The following is a 17,302-nucleotide window of genomic DNA, read 5'->3' as shown; positions in this document are numbered from 1 at the left end:
TGTTTTAACTTAAATAATAGAATGGACTTTCTCATTTACACAAAATATTTTACACTCTCGAACGACCATAAATAATACAAAAGAACGGATATGGCGGGAAGCCTTGACGCTCTTTTCTGAACACGGTTTTGATGGTGTATCGGTAAAGGAAATCGCCACCGCTGTTGGAATCAAGGATAGTTCGTTATACAACCACTACAAGAGTAAACAAGAAATCTTTGACACCATTTTAATTGAAGCAACTAAAATCCTAAAAGAAGCCAATAATACCTACGCCTTACCCATAACACTCGATGCCAGCAGCATATACCGAGAGACAACTGTCCAAGAACTGACGAAGATGTATGTTGATGCTTTTAAATACTACTTAACCGATGATACTGCTCGTAAGTTCAGAAAGGTCCTAGTTTCTGAACAGCATATCAATCCGTATGTCGGCAATTTGTACAACGAATTATTCTTTGAACGTCCCTTGGAATACCTAACAACTTTATTTACAGATCTTGTACAACAAGAAACGTTTATCAAAATGGATCCTTACATTATTGCCATGCATTTTTATGCGCCAATTAACTTTCTCATTCGACGCTGCGATATTCGGCCTGACCTGGTAAAAGAGAATATTGCTTTATTGGAAAAACATATTAAACAATTCGACCAGATTTATCGACTAGACAATGATTAACTAACTATAGCCTTCAAAAAAAGCTTCGACCAAATGGTCGAAGCTTCTTCAAATTCTGGTTAATTTTTCACCATCGAATAATTGATTTATCTTTTATCGATGATGGTTTCCCCTTTTATTTCTAAATCTAAATAGATAAATACCTGTACTGAAAATTAAAGCAATCCCGATAATTGTAAATGCTTGAGAATATTTTGTATCCTCCCCCGTATTTGGCAAACTTTTTCCGGAAGTATTCTCCCCAGTTACTTTGTTGAAAAATGTAGTAATATGATTTTCGCTTGTGGGAGTAGTATCAACGTTCGCGGCTACGTTTTTCTTATAAACATAGACAACTGTCTGTGGTTGATCCGTAAATTTACCCGTTGGATTTCCGCGGACCTCTTTAAATGTATAACCATCGATCTTTTTTTGTTCGGTAGCGTAGTCTTCTCCGATAGTACCTTTTATGATCACATCTTCTGAAATGCTTTTCCCATTTTCATCTTGATATTTTGCTGTTATATCGTTCGTTTTTACTGGCACTTGTGTTTGAGTATATACATAGGTCACTGTTTGGGCTTCATTCGTAAATACCCCAGTCGGATTTCCCCGAACTTCTTTAAATGTGTAGCCTTTGATAGCCTTTTGCTCGGATACATAAGCACTACCTATGTTTCCCGTCAATTGTTCCTCTTCAGCTATCTTATTTCCCTTTGTATCTTGATACTTTACTGTCACTGTTCCAACATTTAACGGATTTTTAGAATACACATAGGTCACTGTTTGGGGCTGATCCGTAAATAGTCCCGTTGGATTTTCCTGTACATCCTTAAATGTATAGCCGTCAATTGTTTTTTGTTCAGAAACATAACTGTCGCCAACAACTCCGGTTAATCGTTCGTCATCTGCAATCGTTTTTCCTTCTGTATCTTGATATTTTATTGTCACATCACCAGCATTTATCTGATTTTTAGAATACACATAGGTCACTGTTTGAGGTTGATCGGTAAATGTTCCCGTTGGTTCTCCTTGTACCTCTTTAAATGTGTGTCCGTCGATCACTTTTTGCTCGGATACATAGCCAGCGCCCACATTTCCGGTCAATCGTTCCTCATCCGCAATCGTTTTTCCGTCTTCATCATGATACCTTACTGTTACATCAGCACCTGGTCGAACCCTAACAACTGGGATCAGAGCACTTAAACTATACATACTATTTACTAAAGATCTTGTATTGCTATTCGCCAACTCATTTACACCAGCAGATCGCAGCGTAGGAAGTCTAGCAAATTCGACTAATACATAAGCGACATCATCAGAAAGCTCGTCAAAGACCATTCCCTTATCCGTATAATCTACATTTGAATAGTGATAAACATCGTCTTTATTCTCATCCAAATAGCGTATCATTCCCGGTGCAGAATGAGTGGAAGCCGAAAGCAGCGAATTCCCCATAAAGTCCTTGAGTACATCTTGTTCATATACTACTTCGCCGGTATGTCCTTCCAACACTTCCAAATTTGGTAAAAGCAACTGAAGCTCACTAACAAATTCAGCCATATATGTGTCCGTCAAAACATCAGACTGAATACCAATCGAAGAAAAATCCGCCATATCTTTAGAAAAGACTCGAAGATAATCAGTTGGATTTAAGCGGTGGATATAATCGCCTAAGTTAATCAACTCGCTTGTTGGGACACCAGTGCCGTATCTTCGGCCAATTTGAAGCTGAGCTACTCTGCCCGTAACTTCAAGTTTCTTTAAAACATTAGGCATCACATAAACTAATGATTGATCGCCTACCTTAATAGTCGGAACATTCTCTGCAATCACATATGTGCTGTCAAAAGTTAATAGTTCTCCAGAATATTCAAGACCAGTAAAATCAACAACAGTGTTTTCCGGAATATCTAAGGTATATTGATCAAAAGTGAGCATATCCAAATTTGCCATTGCTTCTTTTGTTATATCATCTGGATTGATTCCGCCTAGATAATACGCAACTGCCTTTCTAAGATTTTGATCTGGCATCCATGTTTCCACCGACTCACTTAATGCCTCGCTTCCATTACTTACAGCATGTCCCTGTATTGGCAACATCCCTACTGTCATGTTGCAGCAAAATAATAACGTGAGTACCTTTAGCCCTAACTTTCTCATACTTAATCTCCTTTTCAATTTATATTTCAACGTGAAACTTTTTATTCAAGCTACTCTCCACCAACACTGCCTGAATTAGAAACAAAATATTTATCAAAATCATTGTTCCGCAAAAATAATAGAAATGGTGCTTGAAGAAAATACCCTTGTCCCCAACTAGATCCCAGTCCATCCGTATCAATCCCCGCATCCAGCATCTTAAATTTCAAACGTTTCGCAATAGCAGATAGATTGGATAAGCCTGAATGCGTTGTTTCCGATTGCCACATTTTTTGACATAGGATCTCTCTTGAGATAGTTTTTCCATTGGCTTCATAAAGATAAAATAAAAGCTGCTTTTCTTTTTTGGATAATTGATTTAGGAAGTTCGAGTAATTTTGACTTGAAAAGTTTTCTACTGAAGAGGGCTGTGCGGATTCCACATTATTGAAACTCGCGCGGGCGATCTTATCGATTATTTCAGAATCACTGTCGTCTGCCTCAACCCAATAATCAATAAAAGTATCTAACCATGCAAATTCAGTATCTGAAATTTGTTTTTTATTTCCACTTCTAAATATTGGGATACCACTATTTTTAATTGCTTTTACACTTTGTGCTAATTCAACATTTGAAATAGTGTCACAAATAATAATCAGTGAGAAATACTGAATGATAGTTATGTGCTCTTTTGCTTGATAGAACAAGCTGGAAGAACAATAAAACTCAGCATTTACTCGATTCAAAATACTTTGAAGTCTTGGCTCAACGGTATGGTTTTTACTTAATAACAGTACTTTTGTCATTTACCGATCCCTCCTTTAATATTTCCTTCCGAAATGCCTGCCTATTTGAAATAATCTTGAGGACCATAAAACTATAGCCACACCACAATGATTGAAAACCTTTGGATACATTCTTATTACTCTGACACTTAACAATTATTACTTTTTAGAATCGTTATTAACACATATTGGCGGTTCTTTTCACCTTTCCACTTTATTTCTGAGTTACATTCGATCGAATTTAATTTATAAACAAACTAGCGTTTACTAGTTAATTTATATATACTAGTAAACGCTAGTTTTGTCAAGATTATTTATATATGAAAATTACTTTTAAGAGGATTACTTTAATTTAAAATTAGCCTTATAATCATATTTTTGTTTTATTCAAGAATATAATTAAAATGATTCTAACCTAAATAACTTTTTTATTCCGATTCCATTGGTTTCTACTTGATAACCAATAAAGTATCGCTCTCGTGAATACTGGATAGTTAAATGCGAGCTGAGCCGATTGACTAATCGTTTATTATTTTGGAGAACTCCATAATTCAAAAAACACCCTTTACATAGCTAAAGGGTGTACAAAATTTTTTTATTTTCATCGTTAATGTTCGTCTTCTTCGATTTTCTCATCTGTTAAATATCAATCTTAGCGTTTCTTCGGAACGTTATCTTACTATCTATAGCGCTAAATAATTTCATAGAAAAACTGATAATAAGAATTGAAATGGTCGCGAACAGACCATCGATCGGGCTTAAAATATAAAAGTTCAAAAAAATGATGACTAGATTCGTTAGTAATAAGCCTTTGTGGGCCGGAATTTGAAAATAGCGATCAAGAATGATCGGCGGCACAGTTACTCCTCCATTGGATGAATCAAATTTATACAAATAAAAGACACCTAAACTAAACAGCGTACTCCCAATAACTAAGGAAATGGTATGAGAAAAAAATAATGGGATCGTAGGAACAACATACAAGAAAATCGGAAAAAGCAGACTCCCGATAAAAATCTTGGAGAAAAACTGCTTATCCAACAGAACGTACGTTAGGACAAGCATCAAAATATTGATCAGCCAAACGATAATAATACTTCTAAAAGCAAATTGTATTTCTATTAAATGTCCGATAGCACCGACACCGGCCGATGCAATGTCATGCGGCAGCAGGAAAAAATTCAACGCTGCAGAAATAATCAGCAGACCAATAGAAATATTAATCAAATTCAACAACTTTTTTATGGCAATCACCTTCTTCTCAATCGTTGAGCATATCGTACCATCATGAAGCGAAGAGATAGAGTCATATTTTTCAGTAAGGTATGAAATTTTTGTGGCTATAAACATAGTCAAATTTTTGTTTTGGACTCAATGGTCTACTACGTGTGCAATGATAGTGACAAACCTAGAATCCCTTAATCTAACAGTCTTTATTTAGAACTTTACAGTCAGAATAGGCCTAGTATACTTTAAAGTGACCAAAAGATATCGAACGAGTCATAATAAACGCATCAATAACAATAATTTGATTAAAAAAGGAGAACAACATGCCAAAAATAGTAACGGAAGAAGAAAAACGACGACTTAAAGAAGCTATGCACCACGAAACGGTTCAACTCATAAAAACGAAAGGAATGAAGAAAGTCACGGTGGAAGATATCATCCACGCCGTGGGGATCGCTAAAGGAACCTTTTATAATCACTACCCATCCAAAGAAGATCTACTCTTTGATGTCATTCAAAAAAGCGAAGAAAAGCTGTTCCAAAAATTTTTAACGATTGATTTCCAGACTGGAGATTTTCATGCGAACGTTCGAAAGTCACTGAGAGAAATCTATTTAGCTGAGGATAGTATCGTCCTCTACCTTCAACCAGATGATATAACGTCGCTGTTAAATAAGTTGCCAAAGAAAATAAAAACAATGCTGGAAGAAAAGCAAGTGAAGAATTTTCACCGTATCGCCGAAATCTTTGCGATTGATCAGCAAGACGCGCAAACATTCGGTGTTGTCTCATACTTGATGGACTGCCTTCATTTCACTGCGACTAATGTCGATTACGGAGTTGAAGCACGACAAATGTCTTTAGAAATACTGATTGACACACTCGCTGATTTTTTAACTAAAAAGAAAGAACGAGAAGGAGCTTACTATGAAAACTCAAACAATTAAACATTACCTATTTTCAACGATTCTTATTTCCTGGAGTTTTTGGTTCCTAGCAGCTGGACTGACCCATCTCGGAAACATTCCTTTTTCCAATCCAGTAGTCATGATCCTGTTTATTTTAGGCGGTATCTCACCAGCTTTCAACGAACTTTACCTAAAGAAAAAAACAAGTACGCCAGAAGAATACCGCGCCTTCAGAAAGAATATCCTCAGTATTAAACAACCGATTAGTGCGTATCTCTTAATCATTGGAATGGCCTGGATCTATTGCTTCCTTCCAATTTTGTTAGGTGGAAGCGTGCAAAAGGTTCCGATGTATATCGCCTTGCTGGAGCTGCCGATCATGATCATCGGAGGAGGAATCGAGGAAATCGGTTGGCGGGGATTTTTACAGCCCATGCTGCAAAAGAAATATTCTGTGCTGACTTCAGCAACTATCGTCAGTGTTATTTGAACATTTTGGCACATCCCATTATGGTGGATCAACGGGTCAAACCAAAGTTCCATGAGTTTAGTATGGTTTAGCCTGACCTGTTTCAGCCTATCACTACTGCTATCCTTTATTTGGAACAAATACGAAAGCATCTATTTATGTGTTCTCTTTCATGCGTCCATCAATTCCTTTTGGGATGTCTATGTTTCAAACAATAAGATTTTCCCTGCCATTCTTTTGTTGAGTATGTGTGTGATTTTCTTCTTTGTTACTGACAAGCAGACAAAGAATGTTGTAAAACGAATCGATGCTGCATAATAAAGAACCTCAGGAAATTTTTATTCCTGAGGTTCTTTGATGGATAAGTACCTATTTTAGAAAATAAGCTAACCAAAGAAACGAATGTAAAAAAATAAGAATTCATTTATTCCTCAACCAAAACGATCACTTTTCCAAAGCTATGACTGCTTTCAAGATACCCATGGGCTTGTTGGATTTCATCTAACCTAAAGACCTTTTCAGGTTCGACCTTCACTTTGTTGTCGGCTATATATGTAAGCAGTTCATTGATCCGATCTTCAGCAACATTTCCAGAATAGAAGCTCGTCAAATAAGAATTTCTCTTAATATCAATGATCGGATCAAATTCTTCTAGGTACCATTTCCCGCCTAGCTGACCTGTGCTGCATAATATGCCGCCTTCATTTAAATAGTTGAAGCTATCTTTGATTGTTGCTGGTCCTATCAGCTCTAATAGTTTATCGAAGGTTTCTTCTGTTTGTAGTGAACCGTCTTTTTCTTCTACAATGGCATCGAACCCACTATTTAGTAATAAATTGGTTTTATTCAGGTTTCGAGTGGTTCCTGCAACAAACATTGATGGATATTTGCCCTTTAGTAAGTTCAAAAAAGCGATCCCGACACCGCTAGTTCCTCCGCGAACCAGCACTCGATCGTCTTCAGTGATCTGTAGATTTTGCATGGAGCCAAATGCGGTGTAGTAAGTCTCGGGTATCGTCGCCAATTCTTTCCACGACAGCTCTGTTTCAACAGAATAGAGTTGTGTATTTGGCAAAAGAACATATTCCGCGTAACTTCCATCAAAATCTCTACCCATCTCACCCATCAAAGAGATTACCTTATGTCCAATCGGAAAATGCAGCGGATCCGTTGTTTCTTCGATTACTCCGACACATTCGATACCTAAAATTCTTGGAAATTCAACCGATGGCGATTTTCCTTCACGGGTAAAAATTTCTGAATGATTGATTCCAAAACCTTTGACCTTAACTAAAGACCAGCCAGATTTTATTTTTGGTCGTTCGACCTCTTTATAAACTAACTGATCAGTTCCTCCTGCTTCCGAAACTACAACAGCCTTCATTTTCATCGTGAACCACTCCTAGATTTTGTCTTACTACAATAATAGCAAACTATTCTTCTAAACAATCAAAAAAACTTCCTACTTCGTTTTTAAAGTAGGAAGAAAATGTTACACAGTCACTCGTTAAAAAAATGATCAAAAAGTTCCCTGTCGAATGAATCCCGGAAAGTATCCATCAGCAATTTTATCTTCACGTTCTTTGGAAACTAACATAAATTTGTTTTTCTTTTTAACTAGCAGACTTTCTTTTTTCTCGGGTATTGCCTGATTGGTCCCCTTTAGCAGACAGACAATCGTTGAATAAGGCATCTCATCAAGCTTAAGCGGACTATAATGCAGTGTGGTGCCATACAGCTCTACACCTTCACCTTTCTTCAATAAAAATGATTCCATCTTGCTTTCTTCATAGACATTTTCACTGATATCTTCTCTTTTCCCGACCTTTAGAAGACAGTCAGTCATAGCGATAGTCACCTCACTGCCCTGATGAAATTCCACGGCAGTGATCGTCGTATTATGCCCAGAACAGGTTCCCGCTTGTATCTCCATCCCACCATAGACACGATTTTGAATTTCTTTTATCGCAGCATGCTGCTCAATAAAATCCTGGGAAGCAAAATATTCATTGCCATCACCTGGTATCTTTACCTTAGCGGATACGTAATCACATAGCTCGTGAAAACTAATGTCCTTTAGGTGTTGACCATATTTCAAAAATGAATCGCTTTTGACTGATTGATAAAACATAGATTTCTTGTTCTCCTTACTCGTGCGAATGATTTATTCTATTGAATGCTCGCAATCTCTATTCCCTGTTCCATTTTTCCATACTTAGAAAATTCAATGTCCTTATCGGCAGCATTTGTTATTACGATAGGAGTTGTCAAGTCATAGCCTTTTTTGGAAATCGCATCTTTATCAAATGAGATTAGACGGTCGCCTCGTTTGATTTTATCGCCTTGTTTTACATAAGTCGTAAAGAGCTCCCCATTCAATTCCACAGTATCCATACCAATATGAATCAAGACTTCATTGCCCTGATCCGAAGTTAAGCCAATCGCATGTTTTGTGGCAAAAAGCATTGTCACGACACCATCAAAAGGAGCGTATAAATTTCCATTATCTGGAATGATCGCCAAACCTTTTCCCATCGCGCCAGATGAAAATACCTCATCTTTTACGTCTTCCAATTTGATGACGTCTCCTGAAATAGGTAGAGAAATTACTTCGTTGCCTTTTGAAACAGAGCTGAGCGCTGATGTTTCTTCTAAATCTTCGTCAATACCAAGAATAATCGTCGCGATTGTTCCAACCACGAAACAAATTGCTAAGCCAATTAAGTAATAAACCAACGTATCGCCAATAAATGCAGGGATCGTTGTTAAACCGCCAAATACAAATGCATAGGCATTCACACCCATACCACCGATAAATGCGCCGCCAGCGGCACCGCCAATTACAGCACCAATCAAAGGTTTCTTATATTTCACCGCGATACCATAAATCGCTGGTTCAGTAATTCCTGCGAAGAAAATCGAAAGCAATGCTGAGAAAGAGAACGATTTCATTTCTGAATCTTTCGTCTTCAAAAATGTTCCCATCGCCGCACCTGCCATACCAAAATTGGCAGCACCAGTTAACGGAACGATCTTGTCAAAGCCTAACACGCTGATATTTTGAATCATTACCGGATTCACCGCCCATTGCAGTCCGAAAATAACCATAACATTCCAAATACCGCCGATAAACGCTCCAGCGATCCAGCCGTTAAAACTCATTAAGGCATTGACTAAATTAGCGAAGGCTTCCCCAACATAGACACCAAATGGACCGAATACAATAGCGGTTAACGGTACCATAACTAATAAAGTGATCAAAGAGACAAACAATAAATGCAGACTCAACGGAATAATTTTTTTCAAAAACTTCTCTAATTTCGATTGGCACCATACAGCTAAAACAGCTGGAATTACAGTGGAACTATACCCCATCAATACGACCGGGATTCCGATAAAACTAGAAACAGTTCCATTGCCGCCATCACCCATCAAATTCATGAAATCTGGCATGATCAAGGCGCCCATTATCGCAACGGCCACATATTGATTTGCGCCAAATTTCTTAGCTGATGTAAATGCCAAAAGAATCGGCAAGAAATAAAAAACGGCAGTCGATGAGACAGTAAGGATCGTATAAGTGCTGCTTGTATCTGAAAGAAGCCCAACTTGCGTCAATAATAGAACAATTCCTCTTAATACACCTGAACCTGCGAGTAAGGGTAAAAGCGGTGTGAAGATCCCGGCAACTGTATCTAAGAAAATAGTCACAATATTTTTCTTTTCCTGTGAGTCCCCTGCACCGGATGAATCGCTTTCAAATTTGGTATTTGCTACAACATCTTTATAGACTGAATCGACTGCTGGCCCTATAACAACTTGATACTGTCCACCTTTTTCCATTGTACTTAAGACACCATTCAATTTTCCGATAGCCGTATCTTCTACTTTTGACTTGTCCTTAAAAGACATTCTAAGTCGAGTAGCACAATGTGTGATAGACTGAACGTTCTCTTCTCCTCCAACTAATTCGAGAATTTTTTTACCTAATTGTTTATCCATGTTATAACCTCCTAGTTAATCGATTACTCAAAAGGGATACTGAAATAGCCTTTTTATTTCTAAAAGAGCTTGCCATTTTTTCGGTGTATTTACGAATTCTCGCTATTGGCTTGTCCCAGTAGCCCTTCTGACTAACAGTTACATCCCAGTTAAAATCCTATTGATTCTCTTCTTCGATTTCTGCGATCATTTCGATTCGTTTGCCGTGACGTTCCCCCTCAAATTCAGCATCTAACCATTCCTTCACGATCATTTTTGCCAATTCGCTGCCGATTACTCTAGAACCAAATGCTAAAATATTGGTATTGTTGTGTTGTCTCGATAACTTCGCTGAGTATGGTTCACTACATACGACTGCTCTGATTCCATGCACTTTATTTGCTGAAATCGAAATCCCGACGCCTGTACCACAAATTAAAACACCTAAATCAAAGTTCTTGCTTGCTACTTCTTGGGCCACTTTTTTTCCGTAAACGGGATAATCTGTTCGCTCAGCGGAAAATGGACCGAAATCAGTCACCTGATGCCCTAATTCTTCCAAGTATTCAATAATAGTTGGTTTCAATTCGATTCCTACGTGATCACTGCCAATTGCGATTTTCATGCTGCTTCCTCCTAAATGACTCTTAAATTATCAAAAATTTCTTTATACGGCTTTGCTTTGCCAAATACCGATGAGGTACCTAAAATGAAGCCTGTTACACCGACTTTGCTTAACTCCTTAACTTTCTCTGGCGAAATCGCTCCATCGACCATTACCTTAAAGGCATGTTCGGAACCAAGTCTTACCAATTCCTTCACCTTTTCATTCGTATATTCAAGATACTTCTGCCCCGCAAAACCTGGATTGACAGTCATAACCATGACGTAATCAACGATCGGTAAAAGTTCCTTGATACTATCAATCGGGGTTCCCGGATTTAGCGCGATTCCCGCTTTCTTTCCTTTTGAACGAATGACATCCAAAGTTCGTGTCACTTGCTGATCAGCTTCGGGATGAATATAGATGATATCAGCACCTAAATCAGCAAATTTTTCCACATAGTTTCCGGGGTTTTGAATCATTAGGTGAACATCCACCGGCTTCTTAGTAACTGATCGAACTAATTCAAAATCCTGTAACCCCATGCCGAAGTTCGGTACAAATGCACCATCCATGATATCCATGTGGAAAATGTCAGTGCCTGCTTGATCCAAAGCAATCGTGTCTTTTTCCAAATTTGAAAAATCTGCGCACATCATTGATGGACAAAGTAGTCTTTCCATAGAAAACATCTCCTTTTTGAGATAACGATTACTCAAGGACTAAAAAAATAATTGAGTAATCGTTTTACCTTTTATGTTTAGAATATAGCACCCTACACCTCTATTGTCAATGACAATTTTTATTTGGTTAGTTGAAAGGTCCTCTTAGATATGAGAAAATGACAGAGTAAACAATTAAACAATGGTAACGATTACTCGAAAGGATCGATATTTATGAAAAAGTATTCGATTAAAGATATAGCAAAATTAAGCGGTGTTTCAGTGGCTACTGTTTCAAGAGTCATTAACAATAATGGCCGCTTTTCAGAAGAAACGAGAAAAAAAGTATTGAAAGTCATCGATGAAACGGGCTATCAAATGAATTACAGCGCGAAAAGCTTACGAATGAATAAATCCTTTTCGATTGGTATCCTCGTCCCCGACATCAGTAACTATTTCTTCTCCGATGTCGTGCAGAAAATTGAGGAAATTCTTTTTGATAAGGGCTATTCCACAATCATCTGCAATACAACAAGAAACAATGAAAAAGAAGCGGCCTATCTTCAAATGCTTGAGAGCAAAGGTGTTGACGGTTTGATTGTCATTTCAGGAGCCGATGAATTTGGTTTTGACTATACTCGATCAGAAAAAGATATCCCGTATATCTGTATTGATCGAGAACCGAAGGATAAAGATTCTACCGTCTTTATTTCCTCCAATCATTACCAAGGGGCGTTCGAAGCAACCGAAGCGCTGATACATTCTGGCTGCAAATCACCAGTCATTGCGATGCATGCGAGAAGGTCCTCTTCCGGTAAAGAACGCTACAATGGATTTAAGGATGCACTGAAGAAAAATAACGTCGCTTTTTCCAAAGAGAAAAACGTCTTGATCGCAGATATTCATACAGAGGATTTTCCCGAAGTAATCAGTAAATTTATAAATGAAAATCCTGTCGATGGCATCTTTGCGATTAATGACTCGATCGCGATGGAACTTCTTCAAAAGATTGCTAAACTAGGCAAGAAGATTCCCGAAGATATCAAAGTGATCGGCTTTGACAACATGCCTCAGGATAAGTATTCTTCACCAACTCTATCTTCTGTCAAACAAGATACCGATAAGATCGCCGCAGCAGCTGTAGATAGCTTGCTGAAAATAATTGCGAGTCCTGGCGAAACAGGAGATGCCATACTGATTCCAGTCTCTCTTGTTGTCAGAGAATCGAGTTTGTAGCCCTGCTCACTTCTAAAAAAATTTAATCACTTAAAAAAGCCCTAATGATTCTTTGATCATTAGGGCTCATTTATTTTGATAAAGGAACTGAATTATATTTCGGTTTTTCTAAACGTCAATATCGTCTCCATTGGATTGAATCACTTTTTTATACCACTCAAATGAATCTTTTTTATAACGTTTCATTGATCCATTTCCTTCGTTGTCTCGATCAACGTAAATCATGCCGTAGCGTTTCTTCATCTCACCAGTTGTGAAAGAAACTAGATCGATGATGCCCCATGGTGTATAACCCAAAAGTTCTACGCCGTCATAATCAACAGCCTTTTTCAACGCCTCGATATGCGCACTTAAGTAAGCCATGCGTGGTTCATCATGAATGGATCCATCTTCCTCCAAACGATCAATCGCTCCGAACCCATTTTCAACGATAAATAGAGGTAATTGATAGCGATCATAAAGCCGATTCAAAGAATAACGTAATCCGACTGGATCGATTGCCCAATCCCAATCACTGACCTCTAAATAAGGGTTGCTGACAGAATTTGCCAGCCCGCCGTTGACTATATCCTTTGCTTGGTTTTCAGCACCAGCCTTAACCACCGTCGACATGTAATAACTGAAGCCGACATAATCGACCGTTCCCTTTTTCAGGACATCTAAATCATCCTCGGAAATATCTAAGACAAAGCCATTTCTCTCCAACTCTTTTAAAGCATAACGTGGATAGTTTCCTCTAACATGCACATCGGCGAAGAAAAACCGTTCGTGCATTGCCTCTTCCGCCGCCATGATATCTTCTGGATCGCAAGAATAAGGATAGATCGGGACGTGCGAAATCATACAGCCGATTTGAAAATCAGGATTAATTTTCTTCCCCGCAATCACCGCTTTCGCACTTGCGACTAATTCATGATGCGCAACCTGATACATCACTTCCCGCGGGTTTTCGCCTTCTGCGACAGTAACGCCGGAGTTCGTCCATAAAAATAGCGGGTTTTTGGTATCCATTTGATTGTTGATCTCGTTGAAGGTCATCCAGTATTTTACTTTACCGTTGTAGCGTTCAAAAACCGTTTCCGCAAATTTTTCGAAATAATCAATAACTTTTCGATTTCTGAAGCCGCCATATTTCTTCGCTAAATGAAGCGGCATTTCAAAATGAGACAGCGTGATGACTGGTTCGATACCATGCTTTAGTAATTCATCAAACACTCGATCATAAAAAGCTAAGCCTTCTTCATTCGGCTCCTCTTCATCCCCCATTGGGAAAATTCTGGCCCAAGCAATCGATGTACGCAGACACTTCAAACCCATTTCCGCAAACAAGGCAATATCTTCTTTATACCGATGATAAAAATCGATGGCCTCATGATTTGGATAAAAAACCTCTTCTTTGATTTCATCCATAATCACTCTGGGTTTTCCGTGAGCACCTGCTGTAATTACATCAATCACACTAGGCCCTTTTCCATCGCTGTTCCAGCCGCCTTCAAACTGGTGAGCGGCTAATGCGCCGCCCCATAAAAAATCCTTTTGCACCATTTGGACACTCCTTTCCTATATAAAAAAATATTCGACTGATCCTCAAGCTATCTTTCTATAAATAGCGACTAATTCTTCCGCTAGATCTGTAAAGGCGATTGATGTCATCAGATGATCCTGGCTATGAACCATCAATAAAGAAATCTCTGTATTATCGCCAGCGGCTTCAGCCGTCAACAATCCAGTCTGAGTATGGTGCGCTTCCACCAATGATTCTTTCGCGAGTCCAATACTTTTATCTGCTTCTTCAAACTGCTGATCTTTCGCTGATTGGATAGCTTCCATCGCATAACTTTTAGCATTGCCGCCATGTACGATCAAGCCCATGATTACTTCTAAATTTTGATTTTCCATTGATCAAGCCCCCGCTTCCATCAATTGAAGAGCCGTCGCGAAGACTTTTTCTCCGTTCATTGTGCCATAATCCTGCATATCAATGATTGCGACCGGAGCATTGATTTTAGCAGCTTTTTCCTCAAATTGTTTCAACATAAAACGAACTTGCGGACCTAACAAAATCACATCAATTGCTCCTTTTTCGATTTCAGGATCAGCTTCTGATGCGGACAATGCAAAAATATTGGCTTCTACTCCTTGCGCTTGCGCAGCCTTTTCCATTTTGGTTACTAATAAGCTGGTACTCATTCCAGCGGCACATACTAACATGATTGTTTTCATCGAATTCTTTCCTTCCTATTTTCAACTATTTAAGACTGAGGTTCATAATCCGCGGGATCATAATCAAAAGGATTCTTGCGTTTTCGAGCAACTAGACAGGTATAGATAACGTCCAATAAATAATCGACTGAAACCCCATATTGCAACGAGGTCAACTCATAGTGTCCCGAATAAATATAGAGACTTTCATTGCAAAGCAGATCTAATTTTCGGTTTACATTACTAGTCAATGCGATCGTATATATATTTTTACGCCGCAATTCCATAGCGGCATTTATCATCACTGGATTCTTTCCGGTGTGGCTGACTAAGATCGCCACACTGCCATTATCCGTCAATGTTCCGCTATAAAAATCATTGTAAGTGTTAAAAACCTGCGTGTTGATTCCGAGACTGCTTAATTTCAAGCACGCTCCTTGTACTCGAGTGAAATTCGCGTCGTTCGCGTAAAAATCAATTCGGTTGGAATGAACCAACCGATTGACAATACGATTCAGGGAATTTTTCTTGATCATTTCCTGAGTATAGCGAACAGTTTCCTGATACAGGCCTTCAACCGTTTCGGACAATTCAATATTTGACGCAATGACATCCAACTTTGTTTGATCATTTTTCTTGTTTTGAGCATACTCACTGACATATTGCAGCTGAAACTCATGATAGCTCGTAAATCCTAGTTTTTTGCACAGTCGATTAATAGTCGCCGGACTAGTTAAAGTCAGCAACGCAATTTCTTTTGCGGTTTTATCTAAAATGCATTCTTGATTTTCCAGAATAAAATGAACGACCGCCTTTTCCTGATGGGTAAAGGCCGTTCCTTCTTGTAATTGCTTAATAATCATTTCCTCACTCCTCAGTTTAGGATGTTTTAGGATATGCTCCACTTTACGTGCGGTACTCGCCGCATCTGTGTAAACGGATTCTTCTATTTGATTATAGCATCCTAGTCTGAGAAAATAACTGATTCGTTTGATATAAGGACAGACTGTCGTTTAAATCCTTTCTGTTTATGCTTCATTGGGTTGGATCATTTCGGCAGCAGATGCTTCTTCGAGTTTTTGTTGCTCTTCAGCATCAATACTTTGATTGTAGACTTTCCAGAACGGAAGATAGATGACCATTCCGACCGCAAAAGAAATGATTGGAATAAGTGCTGTCTTCACATCACCGGTTCCCAACGGTCCTAATAGAAATGGCGGTGTTGCCCATGGTACGACCGCATAAAACTTGCCGAAGAAACTCGTAGACATCAAGAGATAGCCGATACCTGAAGAAATCGTTCCGCTTAAAATGAACGGGATCATCAAGTAAGGATTCAATGCGATAGGCAAACCGTAAATCACCGGTTCAACAATCGTGAAAATTCCTGGTGCTAAAGCGGTAAAACCGATCGTGCGGAATTGTTTTTTCTTTGAAATAATCATCAAGAACAGCAGTGGCCAAACGGCGGCAGTCCACACAGTTAGACGAATCAAGCCCGTGTTTCCCAACCCTGCTAAAATGTTTGGCAAATCGTATTTTGAAACACCGTCAGCTAAAGCGCTTGCATTTTGATCGACCCACATTAGGCCAAATGGTGTAAATAAAGCCAAGAACATATTGTCTCCATGAAGACCAACACTCCATAATAATAGGCAGACAAAAGTCACGAACATCGCCATCCACAGACTGTCAGACGAGGTAATAATCGGTTCTAAAATCGTATTCAACCAAGAAACCATATCAAAGTTCATGATTGTGCGGATGATCCACGCCAAAGAGAAGATCGTCGCAAATGGTAGCAAGGCACCAAAAGCATTTCCCACATTAGGCGGTACCGAATCAGGCATTTTGATCGTGATATTTCTATCCAAGAAGAATTTCAAAATCTGAACTCCAATAATGCTCGTAATAATACAAACGAATAGACCCGTTGCGCTGAATGCTGTAACCAGAATGCCACCGGCCTCATCATACCCATTGATGGTAAAGATCAAAAATGTTGCCAAACCTAACAAGCTACAGGTCAATGTGTTCATTTTTTTCTTTTGCCCATAATGGTAAGGAATTGCTACCGCACAATAAAGGGACATCATGTTCATTGTCAAACTGTTCATCCACGAAAATTTCGTCGCCCAAGGTGCTAAAAAGCCGATCAACGGTTTTCCGCTAGTTCCTACATCCGGTGAACCTAAAACATACAGAATCAAAAAGATCGAACCAATCATAATAATCGGCGTAACTGAAACCAAGCCAGCTACAACGGAAGAAATAATATCAGTATTCGCAAATCTGCCCAGCGGTTCGGAAATCTTATTCGTAAAGTCCGTTAATCTATCCATCAAACTTTTCTTTTGTTTATCCATTCGGAGCTCCTCCTATTTTTTGGTAGTCTGCCTCAGGGATTACAGCTTTGTCTTCG

17 protein-coding genes are annotated in these 17,302 nt (G+C 38.7%); 4 read left to right on the top strand and 13 right to left on the bottom strand.

Features of this window, described 5'->3' with window-relative positions; all coding sequences use genetic code 11:
- The first annotated feature begins 103 nt into the window (after positions 1-103).
- Complete coding sequence (locus PGP85_RS17930) at positions 104-685, top strand: TetR/AcrR family transcriptional regulator (protein ID WP_270328724.1); 582 nt, start codon at positions 104-106, stop codon at positions 683-685.
- Between the two features lie 93 nt (positions 686-778).
- Here the strand turns inward: PGP85_RS17930 and PGP85_RS17925 are convergent, their stop codons facing one another.
- The 3 genes from PGP85_RS17925 to PGP85_RS17915 all read right to left on the bottom strand — a co-directional run bounded on the left by PGP85_RS17925 (position 779) and on the right by PGP85_RS17915 (position 4,818).
- Positions 779-2,827, bottom strand: coding sequence for a MucBP domain-containing protein (locus tag PGP85_RS17925; RefSeq protein WP_270328723.1), 2,049 nt, complete (start codon positions 2,825-2,827; stop codon positions 779-781).
- Positions 2,828-2,877: 50 nt separating this feature from the next.
- Entirely contained in the window at positions 2,878-3,612 is a 735-nt protein-coding gene (locus PGP85_RS17920; protein ID WP_270328722.1) for a helix-turn-helix domain-containing protein, read from the bottom strand.
- A gap of 618 nt (positions 3,613-4,230) precedes the next feature.
- On the bottom strand, positions 4,231-4,818 hold the full coding sequence (locus PGP85_RS17915; RefSeq protein WP_408639904.1) for a YitT family protein: 588 nt from the start codon (positions 4,816-4,818) through the stop codon (positions 4,231-4,233).
- 323 nt (positions 4,819-5,141) lie between these two features.
- On the opposite strand from PGP85_RS17915, the gene PGP85_RS17910 reads away from it, so the two are divergent.
- Positions 5,142-5,765, top strand: coding sequence for a TetR/AcrR family transcriptional regulator (locus tag PGP85_RS17910; protein ID WP_270328720.1), 624 nt, complete (start codon positions 5,142-5,144; stop codon positions 5,763-5,765).
- Positions 5,746-6,216, top strand: a complete 471-nt coding sequence (locus PGP85_RS17905) for a CPBP family glutamic-type intramembrane protease (RefSeq protein ID WP_270328719.1) — start codon at positions 5,746-5,748, stop codon at positions 6,214-6,216. Before PGP85_RS17910 ends, PGP85_RS17905 begins: the two co-directional genes overlap by 20 nt.
- A 403-nt stretch (positions 6,217-6,619) precedes the next feature.
- Here PGP85_RS17905 and PGP85_RS17900 read toward each other — a convergent pair whose 3' ends face one another.
- The 5 genes from PGP85_RS17900 to rpe form a co-directional block, all read right to left on the bottom strand.
- A complete protein-coding gene (locus PGP85_RS17900) occupies positions 6,620-7,579 on the bottom strand; it encodes a zinc-binding dehydrogenase (RefSeq protein WP_270328726.1) in 960 nt (319 codons plus the stop codon).
- Positions 7,580-7,714: 135 nt separating this feature from the next.
- Complete coding sequence (locus PGP85_RS17895) at positions 7,715-8,326, bottom strand: DUF4867 family protein (protein ID WP_270328718.1); 612 nt, start codon at positions 8,324-8,326, stop codon at positions 7,715-7,717.
- A 38-nt stretch (positions 8,327-8,364) separates the two neighbouring features.
- A complete protein-coding gene (locus PGP85_RS17890) occupies positions 8,365-10,197 on the bottom strand; it encodes a beta-glucoside-specific PTS transporter subunit IIABC (protein ID WP_270328717.1) in 1,833 nt (610 codons plus the stop codon).
- Positions 10,198-10,354: 157 nt separating this feature from the next.
- Positions 10,355-10,801, bottom strand: a complete 447-nt coding sequence (rpiB, locus tag PGP85_RS17885) for a ribose 5-phosphate isomerase B (protein ID WP_010742328.1) — start codon at positions 10,799-10,801, stop codon at positions 10,355-10,357.
- Positions 10,802-10,812: 11 nt separating this feature from the next.
- Positions 10,813-11,463, bottom strand: a complete 651-nt coding sequence (gene rpe, locus PGP85_RS17880; protein WP_090405813.1) for a ribulose-phosphate 3-epimerase — start codon at positions 11,461-11,463, stop codon at positions 10,813-10,815.
- A gap of 213 nt (positions 11,464-11,676) precedes the next feature.
- Between rpe and PGP85_RS17875 the strand changes: the two genes are divergently transcribed.
- Positions 11,677-12,678: a LacI family DNA-binding transcriptional regulator gene (locus tag PGP85_RS17875; protein ID WP_270328716.1), complete on the top strand. Its 1,002-nt coding sequence runs from the start codon at positions 11,677-11,679 to the stop codon at positions 12,676-12,678.
- A 108-nt stretch (positions 12,679-12,786) separates the two neighbouring features.
- Here the strand turns inward: PGP85_RS17875 and PGP85_RS17870 are convergent, their stop codons facing one another.
- The 5 genes from PGP85_RS17870 to PGP85_RS17850 all read right to left on the bottom strand — a co-directional run bounded on the left by PGP85_RS17870 (position 12,787) and on the right by PGP85_RS17850 (position 17,246).
- A complete protein-coding gene (locus PGP85_RS17870; RefSeq protein WP_270328715.1) occupies positions 12,787-14,223 on the bottom strand; it encodes a 6-phospho-beta-glucosidase in 1,437 nt (478 codons plus the stop codon).
- A 42-nt stretch (positions 14,224-14,265) separates the two neighbouring features.
- Positions 14,266-14,577, bottom strand: a complete 312-nt coding sequence (locus tag PGP85_RS17865) for a PTS lactose/cellobiose transporter subunit IIA (protein WP_010742332.1) — start codon at positions 14,575-14,577, stop codon at positions 14,266-14,268.
- Between the two features lie 3 nt (positions 14,578-14,580).
- Entirely contained in the window at positions 14,581-14,901 is a 321-nt protein-coding gene (locus PGP85_RS17860; protein ID WP_270328714.1) for a PTS sugar transporter subunit IIB, read from the bottom strand.
- A 29-nt stretch (positions 14,902-14,930) separates the two neighbouring features.
- A complete protein-coding gene (locus tag PGP85_RS17855; RefSeq protein ID WP_270328713.1) occupies positions 14,931-15,743 on the bottom strand; it encodes a MurR/RpiR family transcriptional regulator in 813 nt (270 codons plus the stop codon).
- A gap of 165 nt (positions 15,744-15,908) precedes the next feature.
- Positions 15,909-17,246, bottom strand: coding sequence for a PTS sugar transporter subunit IIC (locus tag PGP85_RS17850; protein WP_270328712.1), 1,338 nt, complete (start codon positions 17,244-17,246; stop codon positions 15,909-15,911).
- Between the last annotated feature and the right edge of the window lie 56 nt (positions 17,247-17,302).

The organism is Enterococcus malodoratus (assembly GCF_027659535.1).
Taxonomy (GTDB): domain Bacteria; phylum Bacillota; class Bacilli; order Lactobacillales; family Enterococcaceae; genus Enterococcus_A; species Enterococcus_A malodoratus.
Note: the sequence above shows the minus strand (reverse complement) of the source record. Positions and strands in the feature narration are given on the sequence as shown.